This window comes from Limnohabitans sp. Bal53 (genome assembly GCF_003063355.1).
In the GTDB taxonomy this organism is placed as follows: domain Bacteria; phylum Pseudomonadota; class Gammaproteobacteria; order Burkholderiales; family Burkholderiaceae_C; genus Limnohabitans_A.
Genome location: NZ_NESH01000002.1, coordinates 635,279 through 651,412, shown reverse-complemented (window position 1 = coordinate 651,412; position 16,134 = coordinate 635,279). Strand labels below are relative to the sequence as shown.

Below are 16,134 nucleotides of genomic sequence, written 5' to 3'. Positions count from 1 at the left end.
GTCAGTTGAGTGCGAGTCGCAGTGGCCTATGCACATGGACCGCTTTCATGCCATGAACACGTTGCCATGACGCCCACCCGGTTTTTCACCTCGAACACCGCACGCCTGCGTCAGCGCCGCCTGTCGCTGTGGCTGGCGGCCGGACCGGCGTTGTTTGTCTTGGCGCTGTTGGCTTTGCCTGTAGCCCGGCTGTTGTGGCAAGGCCTTTGGGGCGAGCCTCTGGCGGGTTTGGCCGTTCACGACACAGGCCCTTGGTGGCTGGACGCACACGTCCAGTGGCGCTTGGGCTGGACCCTGGTCCAAGCGCTGGTCACTTGTGTGCTGTGTCTGGTCTTGGGCTTGCCCATGGCTTGGGTTTTGGCTCGGTTGGAATTCAAAGGGCGAATGGCCTGGCAACGCGCTTTGATGCTGCCTTTTGTGGTGCCCACGCTGGTGGCCTCGCTCGGCATCTTGGCGCTGTGGGGTCCACAAGGTTTGCTGGGCACCCCTCTGGCGCAGGCGGGCTGGACGCTGGAGGGCAGCCCCTGGCTGCTGCTGTTGGGCAATTTATTTTTCAACTTGTCCTTGGTGGTGCGTGCGGGCATGGACGGATTGGCGCAGGTCAGTGCTCAGCGTGTGGCGGCGGCCCGCACCCTGGGAGCCACGCCGTGGCGGGCCTTTTGGCGGGTCGAATGGCCAGTGCTTGCGCCTTGGCTGGCTTCGGCTTTGTGCCTGGTGTTTTTGTATTGTTTGACGGGCTTTGGTCTGGCCCTGGTGCTGGGCGGGCAGCGTTGGGCCACGGTCGAGGTGGAGATTTACACGCTGATCGCCCACGAGTTGGCGCTGGCCCAAGCGGCCTCGTTGGCGGTGGCCATGTTGGCGCTTACGGGAGGCATGGCTTGGGTCTATGCATGGGTGGAGCGGCGCTTGGCCAGCCCGGCCCGCGTCATCCCGGTGCCACGCCGTCCTGTGCGGGGACTGGCCATTCGGGGGGGCTGGGCGCTGGCCTTGGGCGGCTGGTTGTTGTTGTGTGGTGCGCCTTTGTTGGCCTTGCTGCTGCAAGCGCTAGAAGCGGTGTGGGCTGGGCAGGGATGGCTGGTGCTGGTTGAGGAGGACACTTGGTTGGCTTTGGGCAACACCTTGCGGTTTACCTTGATGGCGCTTGTGTTGGCCACAGCGATGGGCGTGCTGCAGGCGCTGGCGGGGCAGGCCATGGGCCGATGGGCGCCTGCTGCGCTGGTTTGGCGGGCCAGCGCCTATGCGCCGCTGGTGGTCTCGCCCGTGGCCCTGGCCTTCGGTTTGTTGTTGCTGTATCCGCAATGGCTGGCCAGTTTGCCGCTGCTGGTGGCTGCATATGCTTTGCTGGCCTACCCTTTTGTGGCCAAGGCACTGACTGCGGCGTTGGATGCGTTGCCGGCGCAATATGCCCATGCCGCTGCCACTTTGGGGGCGCGGCCCTTGCGCGTGTTTTGGCGCGTGACCTTGCCATTGGTGGCGCCCGCCTTGCGCCGAGGCATGGCCTTTGCAGCCGCCACCATGTTGGGCGAGTTTGCCGTGTCCTTGTTGCTCTCGCGCCCCGAATGGCTGACCTTGAGCACCTTGATTTACCAACGCCTGGGCCGCCCCGGCAGCGCCAACCTGGATGCCGCGCTGGTGCTTTGTGCTGGGCTCATGGCCCTGGCCTTGATCGCTTTTTGGCTCATCGAAGGGCGAGGTGAACACCACCGAGTCCCCCACCAGGATTGACCTCATGCTTGAACTGCGCCACATCACCCACCACTGGATAGGACCCCAAGGCCAGCGCCAAACCCTTTTGCAAGACGTGAACTTGCGCATCGAAGCCGGCCAAACCGTGGCCCTGCTTGGGGCCTCGGGCAGCGGCAAAAGCACGCTGCTCAAAATCGTGGCGGGGCTGGAGACGCCGGAGTCGGGCCGCGTTTGGCTCGACGGTCAGGACATCACCGACTGGCCTCCAGAAACACGCCGCCTGGCGCTGATGTTTCAGGACTTTGCGCTGTTCCCGCATCTGAGCTTGCAAGACAACGTGGCCTTTGGACTGGTGGAGCAAGGCTTGAGCCGCGCCGCTGCGCGGGGCAAGGCACAGACACTTTTGGAGCGCTTTGGCTTGTCAGGCCGGGGCGGCGATCGGGTGGACACGCTGTCGGGCGGCGAGCAGCAGCGCGTGGCCTTGGCCCGGGCGCTGATCACCCAACCTCGGGCATTGCTGCTCGATGAGCCCTTTTCTGCACTCGACGCTGAGTTGCGCGTGAGCCTGCGCGAAGAATTTGTCCGCCACATTGCCGAGCACGGCATGCGCGCCTTGCTCGTCACCCACGATGAAGCCGAAGCCCGTGCCATGGCCGGCGCCGCCTGGCGTGTGCAGGGCGGCAGCTTGGTCAGTTTGTGGTGACGGGGTCAACCTCGTGAAGCTGGCGCTTTTAAGATCCCGTCAAAGTTCCAGGGCTTGCCAGACCCGAATGGCCGCGTAGGCATCGTTGGCGGCGTAGACCAGTTGCGCCTCGCTCAGGCGGGTGTTGGCCCAGTTGCTGGTGGCGGCTTTTTTGGACTTGATGAATCGCTGATTGAACAGCACCGCCACTGCCCCTTTGACGCCCATGTCCTTGCGGTAACCGCGTTCGCGAAAGATGGTGTTGAGCTCCAAGATGCCTTGCGGGTCAATGCCCAGCTTGTGCACGATGCGCTTGCGGTCGTCACCCAGGCCAAACCCGGCTTTGGCAATGCCCCCGCGTGCCAGCAAATCGGCGGCTACTGCGCGGCACTCGGGCTCGTGCAACTGAAACACCCATGCTCGTTCGGGGGTGGCCAGCTGCAGAATGTGCGGCCCGTCGGACTGTTCGCCCACTTTGAAGGTGGGTTTGGACTCGGTGTCAAAGCCCCAAGCTCTGGCGGTGATCAACTGGTCATGCGCCTGATGCGCCTGCGCCGCAGTGTTCACCAGGCTGATGCGGTCCAGCCCCAGACGCTCAAATTCGGGCAGCAGGGCGATGGCGTCTTTGTCGGGGGTAGGGCGTTGGGCGTTCATGGGCGCTGACCTTATCACCTTCTGCTTGGCTTTTGAGCTCAGCCTTGCTCTGCCCCAGGCAGCATCGGCTGGGCAAACAGTTGGTGCAGCTTTTCTTGCAGGTCCTTGGCCAAGATGGGTTTGGACAAATAGTCGTTCATGCCCGCTTCCAGACACATCTCGCGGTCACCGAGCATGGCGTTGGCGGTCATCGCCACGATGGGCAAATCGCGAAAGGGCGGCATCTGTCGAATCTTGGCGGTGGCCTCTAGGCCTCCCATGACCGGCATTTGCATGTCCATCAGGACCAGATCGACGCTGTCGGTGTGCGCGCTTAGGCGATCCAGGGCCTCTTGCCCGTTTTCAGCCAAACTGACCCGATGGCCCCACTTTTCCAGCATCCTGCAGGCCAGCATCTGGTTGATCGGGTGATCTTCTACGATCAGGATGGACAGCGATGGCAATGGCGCAAGCGTCAGCACGGGCGTGGGTTGTGGGGCTTCGGGCGTGGCGGCCTTCTCAAAAGGCAAATCGAACTCGAACGTACTGCCGACGCCGAGCTGACTTTGGACCCATAAGCGACCGCCCATCAAATTGACCAAGCGCTGGGTGATGGTCAGGCCCAAACCTGTGCCGCCATAGTGACGTGTGGTGGAGATATCGGCCTGAGCGAAAGCCTCAAAAATGTTGTCGAGCTTCTCATTGGGAATACCAATCCCGGTGTCTTGCACACTGAATTTCAAGCGTGAAGGCGGATCTGCGAGAGGCTGCAGTTCGATGTCGAGGGTGATGCTTCCCTCCTTGGTGAATTTGATGGCGTTGCCGATGAGGTTGATCAGGATTTGTCTCAGGCGCGTTGGGTCGCCCATCACCATATGGGGGGCTTGATCAGAAAAACTGCATTCGAGGCGCAGGTTTTTTTCTTCCGCTCGCCCGCGCAACACCTGAAGGCAGTCGCTGACTGTTTGATGCAGGTTGTATGCAACGTGCTCGAGGTGGATTTTTCCGGCCTCAATTTTCGAAAAATCAAGGATGTCGTTGATGACGGCCAACAAAGACTGCGCCGAGCGTTTGACGATGTCCAGGTACTCTTGCCGCTCTTGCTGGGTGTCGGCATCGAGCGCCAAATCGGTCATGCCGATGATGCCGTTCATGGGGGTGCGAATTTCGTGGCTCATGTTGGCCAAAAAATTACTCTTGGCCAAACTGGCAAGTTTGGCGGCCTGCAGGGCTTGGGACAATTCGGCGGTGCGCTGCACCACCAGCATTTCGGCTTGTTCGGCGGCTGCTTGCAGCCGGACATTGGCGTTGTACAGCGCCAAGGATTTTTCTTCCAGGATTTTTTCGGCTTCTTTGCGGGCCATGCGCTCACGCGCCAGGCGTTTGTGCAGGCGGTCGATGTCTTCGCTCATGTGCGCGTCAAAATAAATCGTTCCTGGCGCTGGCCCTGGTTCTCCACAGTTTCTCGGTGCAGTTCGATTTTTTCTCCGAAATGCATGATGCACCCCGCGATCAATCCTTCGGCTAAATCTTCAAAATGTCTGCTCGAGTGGTAGAGCAGCACGAGCCGTTGGGGGCTGTGGTGCTCGGTCTCAAACCGTGGCAGTTGCGCATCGGGGTAGAGCTTTAAAACCTCTGCATGGATGATGACTTCGATGCCGGCCAGAAAGCTCAAGGCGTCATGGACATTGGCAAAAAAGGACGGGTGCGTCGAGAAAAAATGTGCAAACAGATGCTGACCATAGGCGCGCAACAAATCCGGTATGGCAATACCCGAGCGCTTGGACAGCGCCACGACCAAGTCCACCATTTCTTCATGCGGGTAGGTGCCCACAGCGGTATAAGCCCCGCAGGAAGGCAAATCGCAGTCGTCAATGATGTCATCCACCATGTCGGCTGTGAATTGACTCTCCACCATTTCGAGGAATGAGGTAAAAACAACGCCCTTCACAGATCACCTATTTTGAGTAATTAAGTGAACTATTTTATGGCTTTTGGCCAGGGGTTGACGCCATTTCTAACCTGCAGGAAGCCAGATCTCGACGGCAGCCATGCGCGGCCAGCGCAAGCCGCTCAGTCTTTCAGAGCTTTTTGGGCCTTCTTGCTGCCCGCTTTGCGCACGGCCCGCTCGGCATCGGCTTTTTTGCCCTCGGCCAGCCAGACGGCAAATTCAGCGGGGGTTTCCAGCGTCAGGCGCCCCAAAGCGGCTGAGCGGAAATCGTGAATCACGATTTCTGCGGCTTTGGTGGTGTTGACCCGGCCGCCGCTTTGGATCGCGCCGCGCTGGCGGGCGATGGCTTCGAGCAGGGTTTCGTCGGTGTGACTGGCGACGTTCTGAACTTTGTAGCGCTCGGTGATGGCCTGCGGGTAATGCGGTATCAGGTAGTTCAGCAATTCCAGCGCCACCACCTCTTCGTCAAAGGCGTTCACACCAATCGCGCCGCTGGCGGCCAGGTTGTAGCCGCTTTGCTCCACGATGATGCGAGGCCACAGCACGCCAGGTGTGTCGTAGAGGTAAAAGTCATCGGCCAAGGTGATGCGCTGCTCCAGCTTGGTCACACCCGCTTCGTCACCGGTTTTGGCCGCGCGTTTGCCTTTGAGGGTGTTGATCAGCGTCGATTTGCCCACGTTGGGAATGCCGCAGATGAGCACCCGCATGGGCTTGACCATGCCGCCCCGGTTGGGTGCCAGCTGACGGCAGGCGTCGATCAAGGCTTTGGCCGGCTGCGTCATGCTGGTGTCCAGCCCCAGGGCACTCACACCCGGCAGGGCGTTGTAGTGGGTCAGCCAGGCGGCGGTTTGCGCCGGGTCGGCCAAGTCTTGTTTGCTCAGGATTTTGAGGCCCGGTTTGGCCCCGATCAACTCGGCCAGCATCGGGTTGGCACTCGATCCCGGCAAGCGGGCGTCCAGCATCTCAATGACGACGTCGATGTCTTTGATGCGCTCCCCAATCGCCTTGCGCGTGAGGTGCATGTGTCCGGGAAACCATTGAATCGCCATAAAAGAAGCCGCTGCTGACTGAAAGTGCTAGAGGCTTGATTGTCGGGCAGTTCGGACCCGCTCAGCTGCAAGCAAAACCCACGATCAGTACAAAGCCTAGGGGATGATGACTTGAACCATGAACAGGATTCTTCGAATTCGTGATGGCGAGCCAGGCGCGTTGATCCCAAGCCAGCCGGAAAAATGGATTGCCGCGCTTCGCTCGCAATGACGCTTTCACTGTCATGGCGAGGAACGAAGTAATCCAAATCACCATCATTGCGAGGAACGAAGCAATCCACAGCCCCCCAGAGGTCATGGATTGCCGCGCTGCGCTCGCAATGACGGGGGCACAGTCATGGATTGCCGCGCTGCGCTCGCAATGACAGGTATACCGTCATTGCGAGGAACGAAGCAATCCACAGCCCCCCAGAGGTCATGGATTGCCACGCTGCGCTCGCAATGACGGGGATGCCGTCATGGATTGCCACGCTGCGCTCGCAATGACAGGGATACCGTCATTGCGAGGAACGAAGCAATCCACAGCCCCCCAGAGGTCATGGATTGCCACGCTGCGCTCGCAATGACGGGGATGCCGTCATGGATTGCCGCGCTGCGCTCGCAATGACAGGGACACCGCTTCAGCCAAAAAGTCAAACACCGCCCGCATCAGTGCACTGGTGCGCAGCTCGCGGTGCACCGTGAGCCAAACGGGTAACACGGGCAGCTCGATCATGGGCAGGATGGCCGTGACGGTGGGGTCTGAGCCGATCAGGTGCTCGCTCATGAAACCCACGCCCAGGCCGGCTTGCACCGCGGCCCATTGGGCGTTCAGGTCGTCGCTGCGCAGGCCGTGTCGCAGGCCGCTGGCCGGAAAACCGAGCGCCGCAAAGCCGTCTTCGATCTCGGTGTTGTGGTCGCCGGTGATGAGGTCGTGCGCCAGCAGGTCTGCGGGTTGCACCGGCGTGCCCCTGCGCTCCAAATAGCTTTGGCTGGCACAGGCGCGCAGGGCCATTTGGCCAATGTGCTTGGCCACCAAGCTGCTTTGCTCAGGCCGCACCATGCGCAGCGCCATGTCGGCCTCGCGCATGAGCAAGTTGCTCACCGAGTTGCTGACCAGCAAATCGACCACCACATCGGGCAGCGCTTGACGCATGCGGGCCAGGATGGGTGGCAACAAAAAGCAGGCCACGGGCTGGCTGGCCGACAGCCGCACCCGGCCTTGCACCGTTTGCCCCGAGCCCGAAGCCATGCGAGAAAACCTCGCCGCACCGTCTTGCATGGCGTGGGCTGCTTCGGCCAGCGACAGGGCTTGCGCGGTGGGCTGCAACCCGCGCCCGGTGCGCTCAAACAGCACGAGTTGGAGTTGCTCTTCCAGCTCGGCGATGTGCCGCCCCAGTGTGGGCTGGCTCACGCCCGTGGCGCGGGCCGCGCCCATCAGGCTGCCGTGCTCCAGGGCCGCCAAAAAAGAGGGGATGAGTGCCCAGTTGAAGTTGGATGTATTCATGAATGAATGGCTGGTGTTCGGTTTTATGCAATTGTGCAATGGCGCTGAGGTCCAGACAATCCACCTCAGACCTTTTATGAACACTTTTTAACCAGGAGCCACACCATGAACAGAAGACAGATGTTGCGCATTGCAGGCGGCGGATTCATCGCCGCAGCCACCGTGAGCAGCTTGACCGGCTGCGACAGCAGCATGCCGCCCGAGGCCATTGCGGCCTGGAACCCTCCAGCCGACAGCCTGGACATCCGCCGTTGGGTTTTGTCTCACGCTTTGTTGGCACCCCACGCGCACAACCTGCAGTCGTGGTTGGTGGACTTGGACACGCCTGACACCATCGTGCTGCGTATGGACATGACGCGCCTGCTGCCCGAGACCGATCCGCTCTCGCGCCAGTTGGTGATCAGCCAGGGCACTTTCATTGAGGTGCTGGATTTGGCAGCCCGCCAGCGCGGCTACCGCACCGAGGTGGCGATGTTCCCCGAAGGCGAATACAGCGCCCAAGCCCCCGACACCCGGCCCACGGCCCGCATTCATTTGGTGCGCGACGCGCAGGTGCGGCCCGACCCGCTGTTTGCGCAGGTGTTCCGGCGCCACACGCACAAGGGTGTGTACGAAACCCGCACGCCCGATGCGGCTGCTTTGCAGGCGGTGGGTGACAGCGTGAAAGGCTTGCCCGTCACTTTGGGCCTGGTCACTCGGGGCGAAGACGCGGCCATGGCCCGCCACGCGCAGATCGCCATGGATGCATGGCGCACCGAACTGGTCACACCGCGCACGCTGCTGGAGTCCTACCATGTGCTGCGCATTGGCCCGAAGGAAATCGCCCAGCACCGCGACGGCATCTCGCTCAACTCGCCCATGGTGCGTGCACTCCATGCCCTGGGATTGTTTGACCGCACCAAGGCCTCGGCCCCAGACAGCTCGGAAATCAAGGGCCAACTGGAGCGCTTCAATGCCGCCATTGCCAGCACGCCCGCCTATTTCTGGCTGAGTACCGAGCGCAACGACCGCGTCACCCAACTGCTGGTCGGCCGTGCCTATGTGCGGGCGCAACTGGCCGCCACGGCACAAGGCCTGTCCATGCATCCTTTGTCGCAGGCCTTGCAGGAATACCCCGAGCAAAAACCGCATTACCAGGCCGTGCACCAGTTGCTGGGCGCTGCTGAGCGTGGGCACACGGTGCAGATGTGGACGCGTTTGGGCCATGCTCCGGCCATTGGGCCTGCGCCGCGCCGGGGGCTGGCGGCGCATTTGGTGAAGGCTTGATGCACAAAGGCCCATCGGTCGGGTTGGTGTCGATGGGGTGCTCATGAACGGGTGCTGCGTTGCAAAATGGCGCTTTATTAAAAACGCCAGCCAAGGCGAACAGGGGAGCCGATGAACACAGCCAGTCACTTGCAGCCGCCAAGCTCACCCACCCGTGACTTCGCCGTAAAGCACATGCACACCATCCTGGCCCGCCTGGCCGGGGCAGGCGCTGTGCCTCGCGCTGATCAGGTTGATGCGGTGCACGCGGTGCTGCAGCCCGCCTCGCGGGTGTTGGTGGTGCAGGCCACGGGCTGGGGCAAGTCGGCGGTGTACTGGGCGGCCACGCACGCGATCCGCAGCACGGGCGCTGGCCCCACGCTGGTGGTCTCGCCCTTGCTGGCGCTGATGCGTGACCAGGTCAGTGCCGCCGAGCGGGCGGGTCTGAAGGCAGCCACGGTGAACTCCACCAACATCGACGACTGGGACGAGGTGTTCCAGCAGCTGGACGCGGACGCCATCGACGTGTTGCTGGTCTCGCCCGAACGCTTGGGCAACCCGCGTTTTGCGGCGCGGCTGGGCGCTTTGCTGGCCCGGGTGGGCCTGATCGTGATCGACGAGGCGCATTGCATCAGCGATTGGGGTTTTGATTTCAGGCCCGATTACCAGCGGCTGGCGCGGGCGCTGCTGTCTACACCCACGGCCAGTGTGCTCGCCACCACGGCCACGGCCAACGAGCGGGTGACTTTGGATATAGGTAAACAGTTGGGTGAAAGCACTGTGACTTTTCGCGGCACGCTGGCCCGCACTTCGCTCACGCTGTCGGTGGTGCCGGGCTTGTCGCCCTTGCAGCGCTATGCCTGGATTGCCGATGCGCTGGCACAATTGCCCGGCTCGGGCATTGTGTATGTGCTGACGGTGGCCGAGGCGGAACGGCTCACGGCGTTTTTGCGCAGCTGTGGCCATGCGGTAGACGCCTACAGCGGCCAGACCGACGCCGACACGCGCCTGAAAGTGGAAGAGCGTTTGCGCCACAACCAGGTCAAGGCGGTGGTGGCCACCTCGGCGCTGGGCATGGGTTATGACAAACCGGACCTCGGGTTTTGTGTGCATGTGGGCTCGCCCTCGACCCCGGTGGCCTATTACCAGCAGGTGGGCCGGGCGGGCAGGGCGGTGGCGCATGCCGAAGGGGTGTTGCTGCCGTCGGACGCCGACGAGCGCATCTGGGATTACTTTGCCACCGCGTCGATTCCCGATGCGACCACGGCGGCCAAGGTGCTGAGCAGCTTGGACAACGACGGACGCAGTTTGCTGGAGATCGAAGCCGACACGGGCGTGCGCCGCGGGCGGCTGGAGGCGCTGCTCAAAATCTTGGCGGTCGATGGCGTGGTGGACAAAGACGGCCCCACTTGGCGCGCCACGGGCATGCCTTATGAACACGATACGGCCAAATGGACCGCTCTGGCCCAGGTGCGCCAGCAAGAGGCGGGCATCATGCGCCAGTACGCGCAGGGTGCGGGCTGCCTGATGGCGTATTTGCAAACTGCGCTGGATGACCCTTCGCCTGCGCCTTGCGGTCGCTGCTCGGTGTGCACCGGGCATTTGCCGTTTCCGGGCCTCACGCCTTCACCAGACAAACTGATCGCGGCGCGTGACTTTTTGCGCGGCATGGACGTGGACATCGAGCCGCGCAAACGCTGGCCGGGTGGTGTGGGGCGCAAAGGAAGTATTCGCGGCTTTGACGCGGGACGCGCCGTGGCCTTTGCCGATGACCCGGGCTGGGTGGCCGAATTGCTGGCCCTGCGTCACGGCGCATCGGACCAGGTGCCTGAGGCGCTGCTGGCCGGTGCGGTGGCCAGCTTAGGGCGCTGGGCCAAGAGCTGGCCTGCACGTCCGGTGTGCGTGGTGCCGCTGCCTGCGCCCGACATGGCCGCCAACCGTGTGCTGGCCGAGCAGATCGCCCGCAAGGGGCGCTTACCGCTGCACGATGTGTTCAGCTGGCGCGGTGGCCCCGCGCCCGACGACAGCGCCTCCACGCCCGTGGTGGCGCACCTGGAGTCGGCCATTCGCCTGGCCTCCCATGCCGCACTGCCCGCCGGGCCGGTGCTGCTGGTGGCCACTCAGGTGCGCACCCGCTGGGCCGCCACGGTGGCGGCGGCGCTGTTGCGCGAACAAGGTGCGCCTCAGGTGCTCCTGCTGGCATTGCATTTGCAGCCTTGAGGCATGATCGGCAGCAACTTTTGAGCGATGACACGATGAGCGACGACACACAAGACACCCCTCTGCGGCAAGAAGCCCGCCTATGGCAAGACGACAACTGGACCGCCCAGGTCATCAAAAACGAGGACGACGACGGCTGGGCGGTGGCGATGTACAAGGTGGGTGAGTCTGAGCCTGCCTTGGTCGGCCCTTGGACCATGGGGCGCGACAAGAAAAACCCCAAGCCGCTGGACGGCACGGCCTTCATCACCTTGGTCAAAACCGCCAGCGAGTTTGTGCGACGCAGCGAGCAGCAGTTGCACGCGCAGCTCAACCAGAGTGTTGTGGTGAACGGCCAGGACAGCCGCGTGACGGTGCTGCTGCGCATCGTGCCCGACGAGGACAACCCCTATGCCGTGCTGAGTGCGCAGGACGAAGGCGGCGATGCGCTGGCCGAAGTCAAGGTGGATGCCGGTTTCAAGCTGAACCGCCAAACCGCGCAGGCCTGGGTGGATGCGGACTTTGCCTACACTTGAGACCATGAACGCAGACAAAGCTTTTTCACCCGCCACCGGCCCCTTGGCCGGGCTCAAGGTCCTTGAATTGGGCCAGTTGATTGCAGGCCCTTTTGCGGCCAAAACCCTGGGCGATTTTGGGGCCGATGTGGTCAAGATCGAGCCCCCCGGCGCAGGCGACCCTTTGCGCCAATGGCGCTTGATGAAGGGCGGCACCTCGGTCTGGTGGCAGGTGCAGTCGCGCAACAAACAGTCTTTGGCGCTGGACCTCAAGCAGCCCGCCGCGCAGGACATCGTGCGCCAATTGGCTGCCGAAAGCGATGTGCTGATTGAAAACTTCCGCCCCGGCGCCATGGAGGGCTGGGGTTTGGGGCCGGAGGATTTGTTGGCCCTCAATCCGCGCCTGATCATGCTGCGCGTGAGCGGCTACGGCCAGAGTGGCCCCTACCGCGATCGCCCGGGTTTTGGCGTGGTGGGTGAAGCCATGGGCGGTATTCGTCACCTCACGGCCGAGCCAGGCCGGGTGCCGGTGCGTGTGGGCATCAGCCTGGGCGACACGCTGGCGGCTTTGCATGGCGTGATCGGCATCTTGATGGCCTTGCACGAGCGCCAGACTTCGGGCCGGGGCCAGGTGATTGACGTGGCTTTGTACGAGGCGATGTTCAATTGCATGGAAAGCTTGCTGCCCGAATACAGCGCCTTTGGCGCTGTGCGTGGCCCAGCCGGTAGCGCTTTGCCCGGTATTGCCCCCAGCAACGCTTATTTGTGCAAGGACGGTGGCTACGCCCTGATTGCAGGCAATGGCGACAGCATCTTCAAACGCCTGATGGCCGAAATTGGCCGCGACGACCTGGCGCAAGACCCGGCCCTGAAAGACAACACGGGTCGAGTGGCCCGCGTGGCCGAAATCGACGGTGTGATTGGCCAGTGGACGGCCCAGCACACGGTGGACGAGGTGCTGGCCGCATTGGACCGCGCCAGTGTGCCGTCCGGGCGCATTTACACCGTGGCCGACATTGCGCAAGACCCGCACTACTTGGCGCGTGACATGCTGCAAACCGTGCGCATGCCAGACGGCAGCGATTTGATGGTGCCCGGTATCGTGCCCAAGCTCTCGCGCACGCCCGGCGGCCACCGCCGCAATGCACCTGGCATCGGTCAGGACAGCGACGCGGTGTTGTCTGGCATGGGGCTGAGTGCTGTGCAAATCCAGGCCCTGCGCGAACAGGGCATCGTGGCCTGAGCGCAGCGCCTGGCTGGGCGCATCACTGCGCTTTGGCGCCCGACTCCTTCACCACCTTGGCCCACTTGGTGATTTCGCTGGCTTGGTAGCGGGCCAGCTCTGCGGGGTTGGAGAGCACCGGGTCGAGGCCCAGGGTTTTGAGGCGTTCTTGCACTTCGGGCAGTTTGAAGACGCGCAACACCTCGGCGTTGAGCTTGTCGATCACGGGGCGGGGCACATTGGCCGGTGCGAACATGGCAAACCAAGTGGTGGCCTCAAACCCGGGCACCGATTCGCCCACGGTGGGAATGTCTGGTGCGGCTGGCGAGCGGGTGGCGGTGGTTTGTGCCAAAGCCCGGATCTTGCCCTCCTTGGCCATGGGCAGGGCCGAGGGCATGTTGTCAAACATGAGCTGGATGCTGCCGCCAATCAGGTCAGGGATGGCGAATTGTCGGCCCTTGTAGGGCACATGTTCCATGGTGGTGCCGGTCAGCGACTTGAACAATTCGCCTGAGACGTGCACCGAGGTGCCGATGCCGGGTGAGCCAAACGAGAGCTTGTTGGGATTGGCCTTCATGTAAGCAATCAGCTCGGGCACGTTTTTCACGGGCAGGGCGTTGTTCACCACCAGTCGCAAAGGCTTGGAGGGAGAGGCCTGAGCCACAGCGCTGGTGGCACTGAAGGCCCCCAAGCTCAGCAGCAAGAGGCTCAGACCTGCTTGCCGTTTGAGTGGCGAGGCCAGTTGGGCGCGGGTCGAGGTGATGCGAGAGTGGAATGGGTTGATGGGCATGTGGTGTCTCCTTGGGGTTTTCACTTTGGGACGCGCGGCCAGCCCCGAGCATGGTGAAAACCCTTTGCACCTTGTTCGGGACTGTCATCTGCGTGACGCGCCAAGTGGCTTCAAGCGACCGAGTGGCTGGGTGTGTACTTCGAATCAGGGGTGCATCAGGCCACAATGGCATCCCTTGACCGAATCACCGCACATGACCTCCACGCCCATCACCCGTCCCCTACAAGCTTGGCAAGTCATGCTGGGGGGCATTTGCGGCTTGGTGCTGACCATTGGTCTGGCTCGTTTTGCCTACACGCCCTTGCTGCCCGCCTTGCAGGCACAAACCGGTTTGAACGATGCCGCCGCCGGAGGCTTGGCCGCCATCAATTACGCGGGCTACATCGTCGGGGCCCTGGTCACGGCCTGGATGGACGATGTGCGCTGGCGTCACCGTTTTTACAGCGCAGGCCTGTGGATGGCCTTGCTCACCACGGCGGCCATGGCGCTGTCGAGTTGGTTGCCCGCTTGGGGGCTATGGCGCTTTTTGGGTGGTTTGTGTGGTGCCACCGGCATGCTGCTGGGCTCGGGGCTGGTGCTGGGCTGGCTAATGCGCCAGGGCCGCAGGCCTGAGCTGGGCGTGTTGTTCATTGGTCTGGGGTTGGGCATCGTGGTGTCGGCGCTGGGGGCTTGGGTCTTGTCGGACATTTGGACGCTGTGGTCGGACCAGTGGTTGGCTTTTGCCGCGTTGGGTCTGGTGTTTTTTGTACCGGCTTGGCTGTGGCGTCCGCCTGTGCCGCCCGCGCCCATCGCCGCAGCCGCCGCTCTGGCGCAGCCATTGGTCTCGCGGCGCTGGATGGCGACCATGGCGCTGGCCTATTTTGCGGCGGGCTGGGGGTTTGTGATCAGCGCCACCTTCACTGTGGCCATTGTGGAGCGCGAACCGGCTTTGGCCGGGCAGGGCGCTTTGGCCTGGGCACTGGTGGGGCTGGCGGCCATGCCGGCCGTGTTTTTATGGGACCGTGTGGCCCGAAGATTAGGCGACATACCAGCCTTGCTGCTGGCTTTTGGTTTGCAAACGGTGTCCATCGTGCTGCCCGCTTTGTCGGGGTCACTGACGGCGGCGCTGATCGGTGCAGTGGGTTATGGGGCGACTTTCATCGGCATCGTGAGCCTGACCTTGGCCTTGGTGGGGCGGCGTGCGCCCCAAAACCCGGGCAAGGCCATGGCCCGTTTGACGCTCAGCTACGGCGCCGCGCAAATGATGGCGCCCGTTGTGGCCGGTGCCATGGCGCAGGCCACAGGCAGTTTCAAAGGTGCTTTGTGGCTCACGGCCGCCGTGATGCTGGTGGGCATGGCGCTGCTTTTGGCTTTGCCCAAAGAGACTTAAATCCCCAAGCTTTGCAGTTGCACCAATCCTTTGGGGGTTTGCAGGCTGGCCACCAGGTTGGCGGGGCCGGTTTCGATGGCGATGTCTGCCAGGCCGATGGCATCAAAAGCGGCTTGGAGCTTGGGGCCGCTGGGGTGACTCACGGTCAGACTTTGCAGGGTCACGCCTGAGCGCGGTAGGCTGTTGCGGGGGTGCAGGCGCAGCGGTTCGGTCGCATCAGGTTTGCCCCACTGGATCAAGGTGGGCAAGCAGCCGTTGAAGAGCCGCTCGCCGTCTTCGCGCACGGTGATTTGCCAGTTGAGCGTGCCCTTGCTCGATTTGCGGCTGGCGTGCACCACCTGACCTCGTTCAATGCCTTGGGTGCGCAGCAGATGTCGGGCGGCCTTCACGTCATCGGTGCTGCTGACGAAATGGACAAGCCTGGGGCCTTGTGCCACGGCTTTTTGCAAAGCGGGATTGTCCATGTCGAACCAGCGCGGCACTTGTGCGCGCTTTGGAATCACAGCCTGTGGGTTGATGGCAATGATTTCGAAATAGGCCAATGGAAATTGGGGTGAAGCGATCTTGAACAGGCGGTTGTGCGTCCCGTATTTTTCATGTTCGCCGCCGGGGCCGGGGGTGATGCCCAGGGTGTCTTCGCACCACTGAACACCTTGGTCCAAGGATGCAGCCATCACCACCAGGTGATCAATTTGAGTTTTCATGCTTGGGATTGTCGCCGCTCAAGGGCACTCGGCGTGCGCCGTTGAAGCGTTTTTGCCAATAAGCGCTGCGCATGTCTTCGACGTTGACTGATTTGCCAGTACGCGGGGCGTGGATGAATTTGCCATCACCCACGTAAATGCCCACATGGCTGAAGGCCCGGCGCATCGTATTGAAAAACACCAGATCGCCGGGTTTGAGTTCTTCTCGGTCAATGATCTCTGTGGCTCGGGCCTGGTCGATGGCACGGCGCGGCAGAATTTGTCCGACCGATTTTTCGTAAAGGTGGCGTACAAAGCCGCTGCAATCAAAACCGGTGCTTTCGCTGGTGCCGCCACGGCGGTAGGGTACGCCCAGCAAACCCATGGCTTGCTCCACCAAGCCTGCAGCTTGGTCGCCTGCCTTGTCTTTGACCGCGCTCAATTGGGTGCCGATCTGAGAGACCAGGCCTCGTTCGGCCAGGCCCGGTGTGGCGACTTCCTCCGTTGGGGATGACCAAACAGGCAAGTTCAGGGCCGCAGCCAGAGATAAAAAAAGGATCCAACGCATAGCTCTCCAGCATAACGGATATTTTTGGCTTAAAAATGGGTGTGGCAGTTGCTGGA

General features: G+C 62.4%; 15 protein-coding genes. 7 read left to right on the top strand and 8 right to left on the bottom strand.

Annotation, left to right across the window (positions count from 1 at the left end; translation table 11 throughout):
- Positions 1-66: 66 nt before the first annotated feature.
- Together B9Z50_RS07975 and B9Z50_RS07970 are read left to right on the top strand one after the other, a co-directional pair.
- Positions 67-1,725, top strand: coding sequence for an iron ABC transporter permease (locus B9Z50_RS07975; RefSeq protein WP_108363103.1), 1,659 nt, complete (start codon positions 67-69; stop codon positions 1,723-1,725).
- Positions 1,726-1,729: 4 nt separating this feature from the next.
- A complete protein-coding gene (locus B9Z50_RS07970) occupies positions 1,730-2,389 on the top strand; it encodes an ABC transporter ATP-binding protein (protein WP_108363691.1) in 660 nt (219 codons plus the stop codon).
- A 39-nt stretch (positions 2,390-2,428) separates the two neighbouring features.
- Here B9Z50_RS07970 and B9Z50_RS07965 read toward each other — a convergent pair whose 3' ends face one another.
- From B9Z50_RS07965 to B9Z50_RS07945, 5 genes are all read right to left on the bottom strand, one after another.
- Positions 2,429-3,022: a 3'-5' exonuclease gene (locus tag B9Z50_RS07965; protein ID WP_108363102.1), complete on the bottom strand. Its 594-nt coding sequence runs from the start codon at positions 3,020-3,022 to the stop codon at positions 2,429-2,431.
- A gap of 38 nt (positions 3,023-3,060) precedes the next feature.
- Positions 3,061-4,413 carry an ATP-binding protein gene (locus B9Z50_RS07960; RefSeq protein ID WP_108363101.1) on the bottom strand — a complete coding sequence of 451 codons (1,353 nt, stop codon included), beginning with the start codon at positions 4,411-4,413 and terminating at the stop codon, positions 3,061-3,063.
- Positions 4,410-4,952, bottom strand: coding sequence for a heme NO-binding domain-containing protein (locus tag B9Z50_RS07955; protein WP_108363100.1), 543 nt, complete (start codon positions 4,950-4,952; stop codon positions 4,410-4,412). The genes B9Z50_RS07960 and B9Z50_RS07955 overlap by 4 nt, the downstream gene beginning before the upstream one ends.
- Positions 4,953-5,074: 122 nt before the next feature.
- Complete coding sequence (gene ylqF / locus B9Z50_RS07950; protein WP_108363099.1) at positions 5,075-6,001, bottom strand: ribosome biogenesis GTPase YlqF; 927 nt, start codon at positions 5,999-6,001, stop codon at positions 5,075-5,077.
- A 577-nt stretch (positions 6,002-6,578) separates the two neighbouring features.
- Positions 6,579-7,487, bottom strand: a complete 909-nt coding sequence (locus B9Z50_RS07945; RefSeq protein WP_108363098.1) for a LysR family transcriptional regulator — start codon at positions 7,485-7,487, stop codon at positions 6,579-6,581.
- Positions 7,488-7,592: 105 nt separating this feature from the next.
- Here B9Z50_RS07945 and B9Z50_RS07940 point away from each other — a divergent pair, with 105 nt between their 5' ends.
- The 4 genes from B9Z50_RS07940 (at position 7,593) to B9Z50_RS07925 (ending at position 12,689) form a co-directional block, all read left to right on the top strand.
- Positions 7,593-8,753 (top strand): twin-arginine translocation pathway signal protein, encoded by a 1,161-nt coding sequence (locus tag B9Z50_RS07940; protein ID WP_108363097.1) that lies wholly within the window; start codon positions 7,593-7,595, stop codon positions 8,751-8,753.
- Positions 8,754-8,927: 174 nt separating this feature from the next.
- Complete coding sequence (locus B9Z50_RS07935; RefSeq protein WP_108363689.1) at positions 8,928-10,952, top strand: ATP-dependent DNA helicase RecQ; 2,025 nt, start codon at positions 8,928-8,930, stop codon at positions 10,950-10,952.
- A gap of 35 nt (positions 10,953-10,987) precedes the next feature.
- Positions 10,988-11,467, top strand: coding sequence for a hypothetical protein (locus tag B9Z50_RS07930; protein ID WP_108363096.1), 480 nt, complete (start codon positions 10,988-10,990; stop codon positions 11,465-11,467).
- Positions 11,468-11,471: 4 nt separating this feature from the next.
- On the top strand, positions 11,472-12,689 hold the full coding sequence (locus B9Z50_RS07925) for a CaiB/BaiF CoA-transferase family protein (protein WP_108363095.1): 1,218 nt from the start codon (positions 11,472-11,474) through the stop codon (positions 12,687-12,689).
- 22 nt (positions 12,690-12,711) lie between these two features.
- Here the strand turns inward: B9Z50_RS07925 and B9Z50_RS07920 are convergent, their stop codons facing one another.
- The gene (locus tag B9Z50_RS07920; RefSeq protein ID WP_108363094.1) at positions 12,712-13,458 is read right to left on the bottom strand and encodes a tripartite tricarboxylate transporter substrate binding protein; all 747 of its coding nucleotides are present in this window, start codon (positions 13,456-13,458) and stop codon (positions 12,712-12,714) included.
- A 193-nt stretch (positions 13,459-13,651) separates the two neighbouring features.
- Between B9Z50_RS07920 and B9Z50_RS07915 the strand changes: the two genes are divergently transcribed.
- On the top strand, positions 13,652-14,827 hold the full coding sequence (locus B9Z50_RS07915; protein WP_108363093.1) for a YbfB/YjiJ family MFS transporter: 1,176 nt from the start codon (positions 13,652-13,654) through the stop codon (positions 14,825-14,827).
- Here the strand turns inward: B9Z50_RS07915 and B9Z50_RS07910 are convergent.
- Positions 14,824-15,531 carry a VOC family protein gene (locus B9Z50_RS07910; protein ID WP_108363092.1) on the bottom strand — a complete coding sequence of 236 codons (708 nt, stop codon included), beginning with the start codon at positions 15,529-15,531 and terminating at the stop codon, positions 14,824-14,826. The genes B9Z50_RS07915 and B9Z50_RS07910 overlap by 4 nt on opposite strands.
- The gene (locus B9Z50_RS07905; RefSeq protein ID WP_108363091.1) at positions 15,515-16,078 is read right to left on the bottom strand and encodes a C40 family peptidase; all 564 of its coding nucleotides are present in this window, start codon (positions 16,076-16,078) and stop codon (positions 15,515-15,517) included. The genes B9Z50_RS07910 and B9Z50_RS07905 overlap by 17 nt, the downstream gene beginning before the upstream one ends.
- Positions 16,079-16,134 lie beyond the last annotated feature (56 nt).

Coding starts and splice junctions, on each gene's coding strand:
- B9Z50_RS07945 (WP_108363098.1), bottom strand. CDS start 7,487: ATGAATACATCCAACTTCAACTGGGCACTCATCCCCTCTTTTTTGGCG.
- B9Z50_RS07905 (WP_108363091.1), bottom strand. CDS start 16,078: ATGCGTTGGATCCTTTTTTTATCTCTGGCTGCGGCCCTGAACTTGCCT.
- B9Z50_RS07935 (WP_108363689.1), top strand. CDS start 8,928: ATGCACACCATCCTGGCCCGCCTGGCCGGGGCAGGCGCTGTGCCTCGC.
- ylqF (WP_108363099.1), bottom strand. CDS start 6,001: ATGGCGATTCAATGGTTTCCCGGACACATGCACCTCACGCGCAAGGCG.
- B9Z50_RS07925 (WP_108363095.1), top strand. CDS start 11,472: ATGAACGCAGACAAAGCTTTTTCACCCGCCACCGGCCCCTTGGCCGGG.
- B9Z50_RS07960 (WP_108363101.1), bottom strand. CDS start 4,413: ATGAGCGAAGACATCGACCGCCTGCACAAACGCCTGGCGCGTGAGCGC.
- B9Z50_RS07965 (WP_108363102.1), bottom strand. CDS start 3,022: ATGAACGCCCAACGCCCTACCCCCGACAAAGACGCCATCGCCCTGCTG.
- B9Z50_RS07940 (WP_108363097.1), top strand. CDS start 7,593: ATGAACAGAAGACAGATGTTGCGCATTGCAGGCGGCGGATTCATCGCC.
- B9Z50_RS07930 (WP_108363096.1), top strand. CDS start 10,988: ATGAGCGACGACACACAAGACACCCCTCTGCGGCAAGAAGCCCGCCTA.
- B9Z50_RS07970 (WP_108363691.1), top strand. CDS start 1,730: ATGCTTGAACTGCGCCACATCACCCACCACTGGATAGGACCCCAAGGC.
- B9Z50_RS07920 (WP_108363094.1), bottom strand. CDS start 13,458: ATGCCCATCAACCCATTCCACTCTCGCATCACCTCGACCCGCGCCCAA.
- B9Z50_RS07915 (WP_108363093.1), top strand. CDS start 13,652: ATGACCTCCACGCCCATCACCCGTCCCCTACAAGCTTGGCAAGTCATG.
- B9Z50_RS07975 (WP_108363103.1), top strand. CDS start 67: ATGACGCCCACCCGGTTTTTCACCTCGAACACCGCACGCCTGCGTCAG.
- B9Z50_RS07910 (WP_108363092.1), bottom strand. CDS start 15,531: ATGAAAACTCAAATTGATCACCTGGTGGTGATGGCTGCATCCTTGGAC.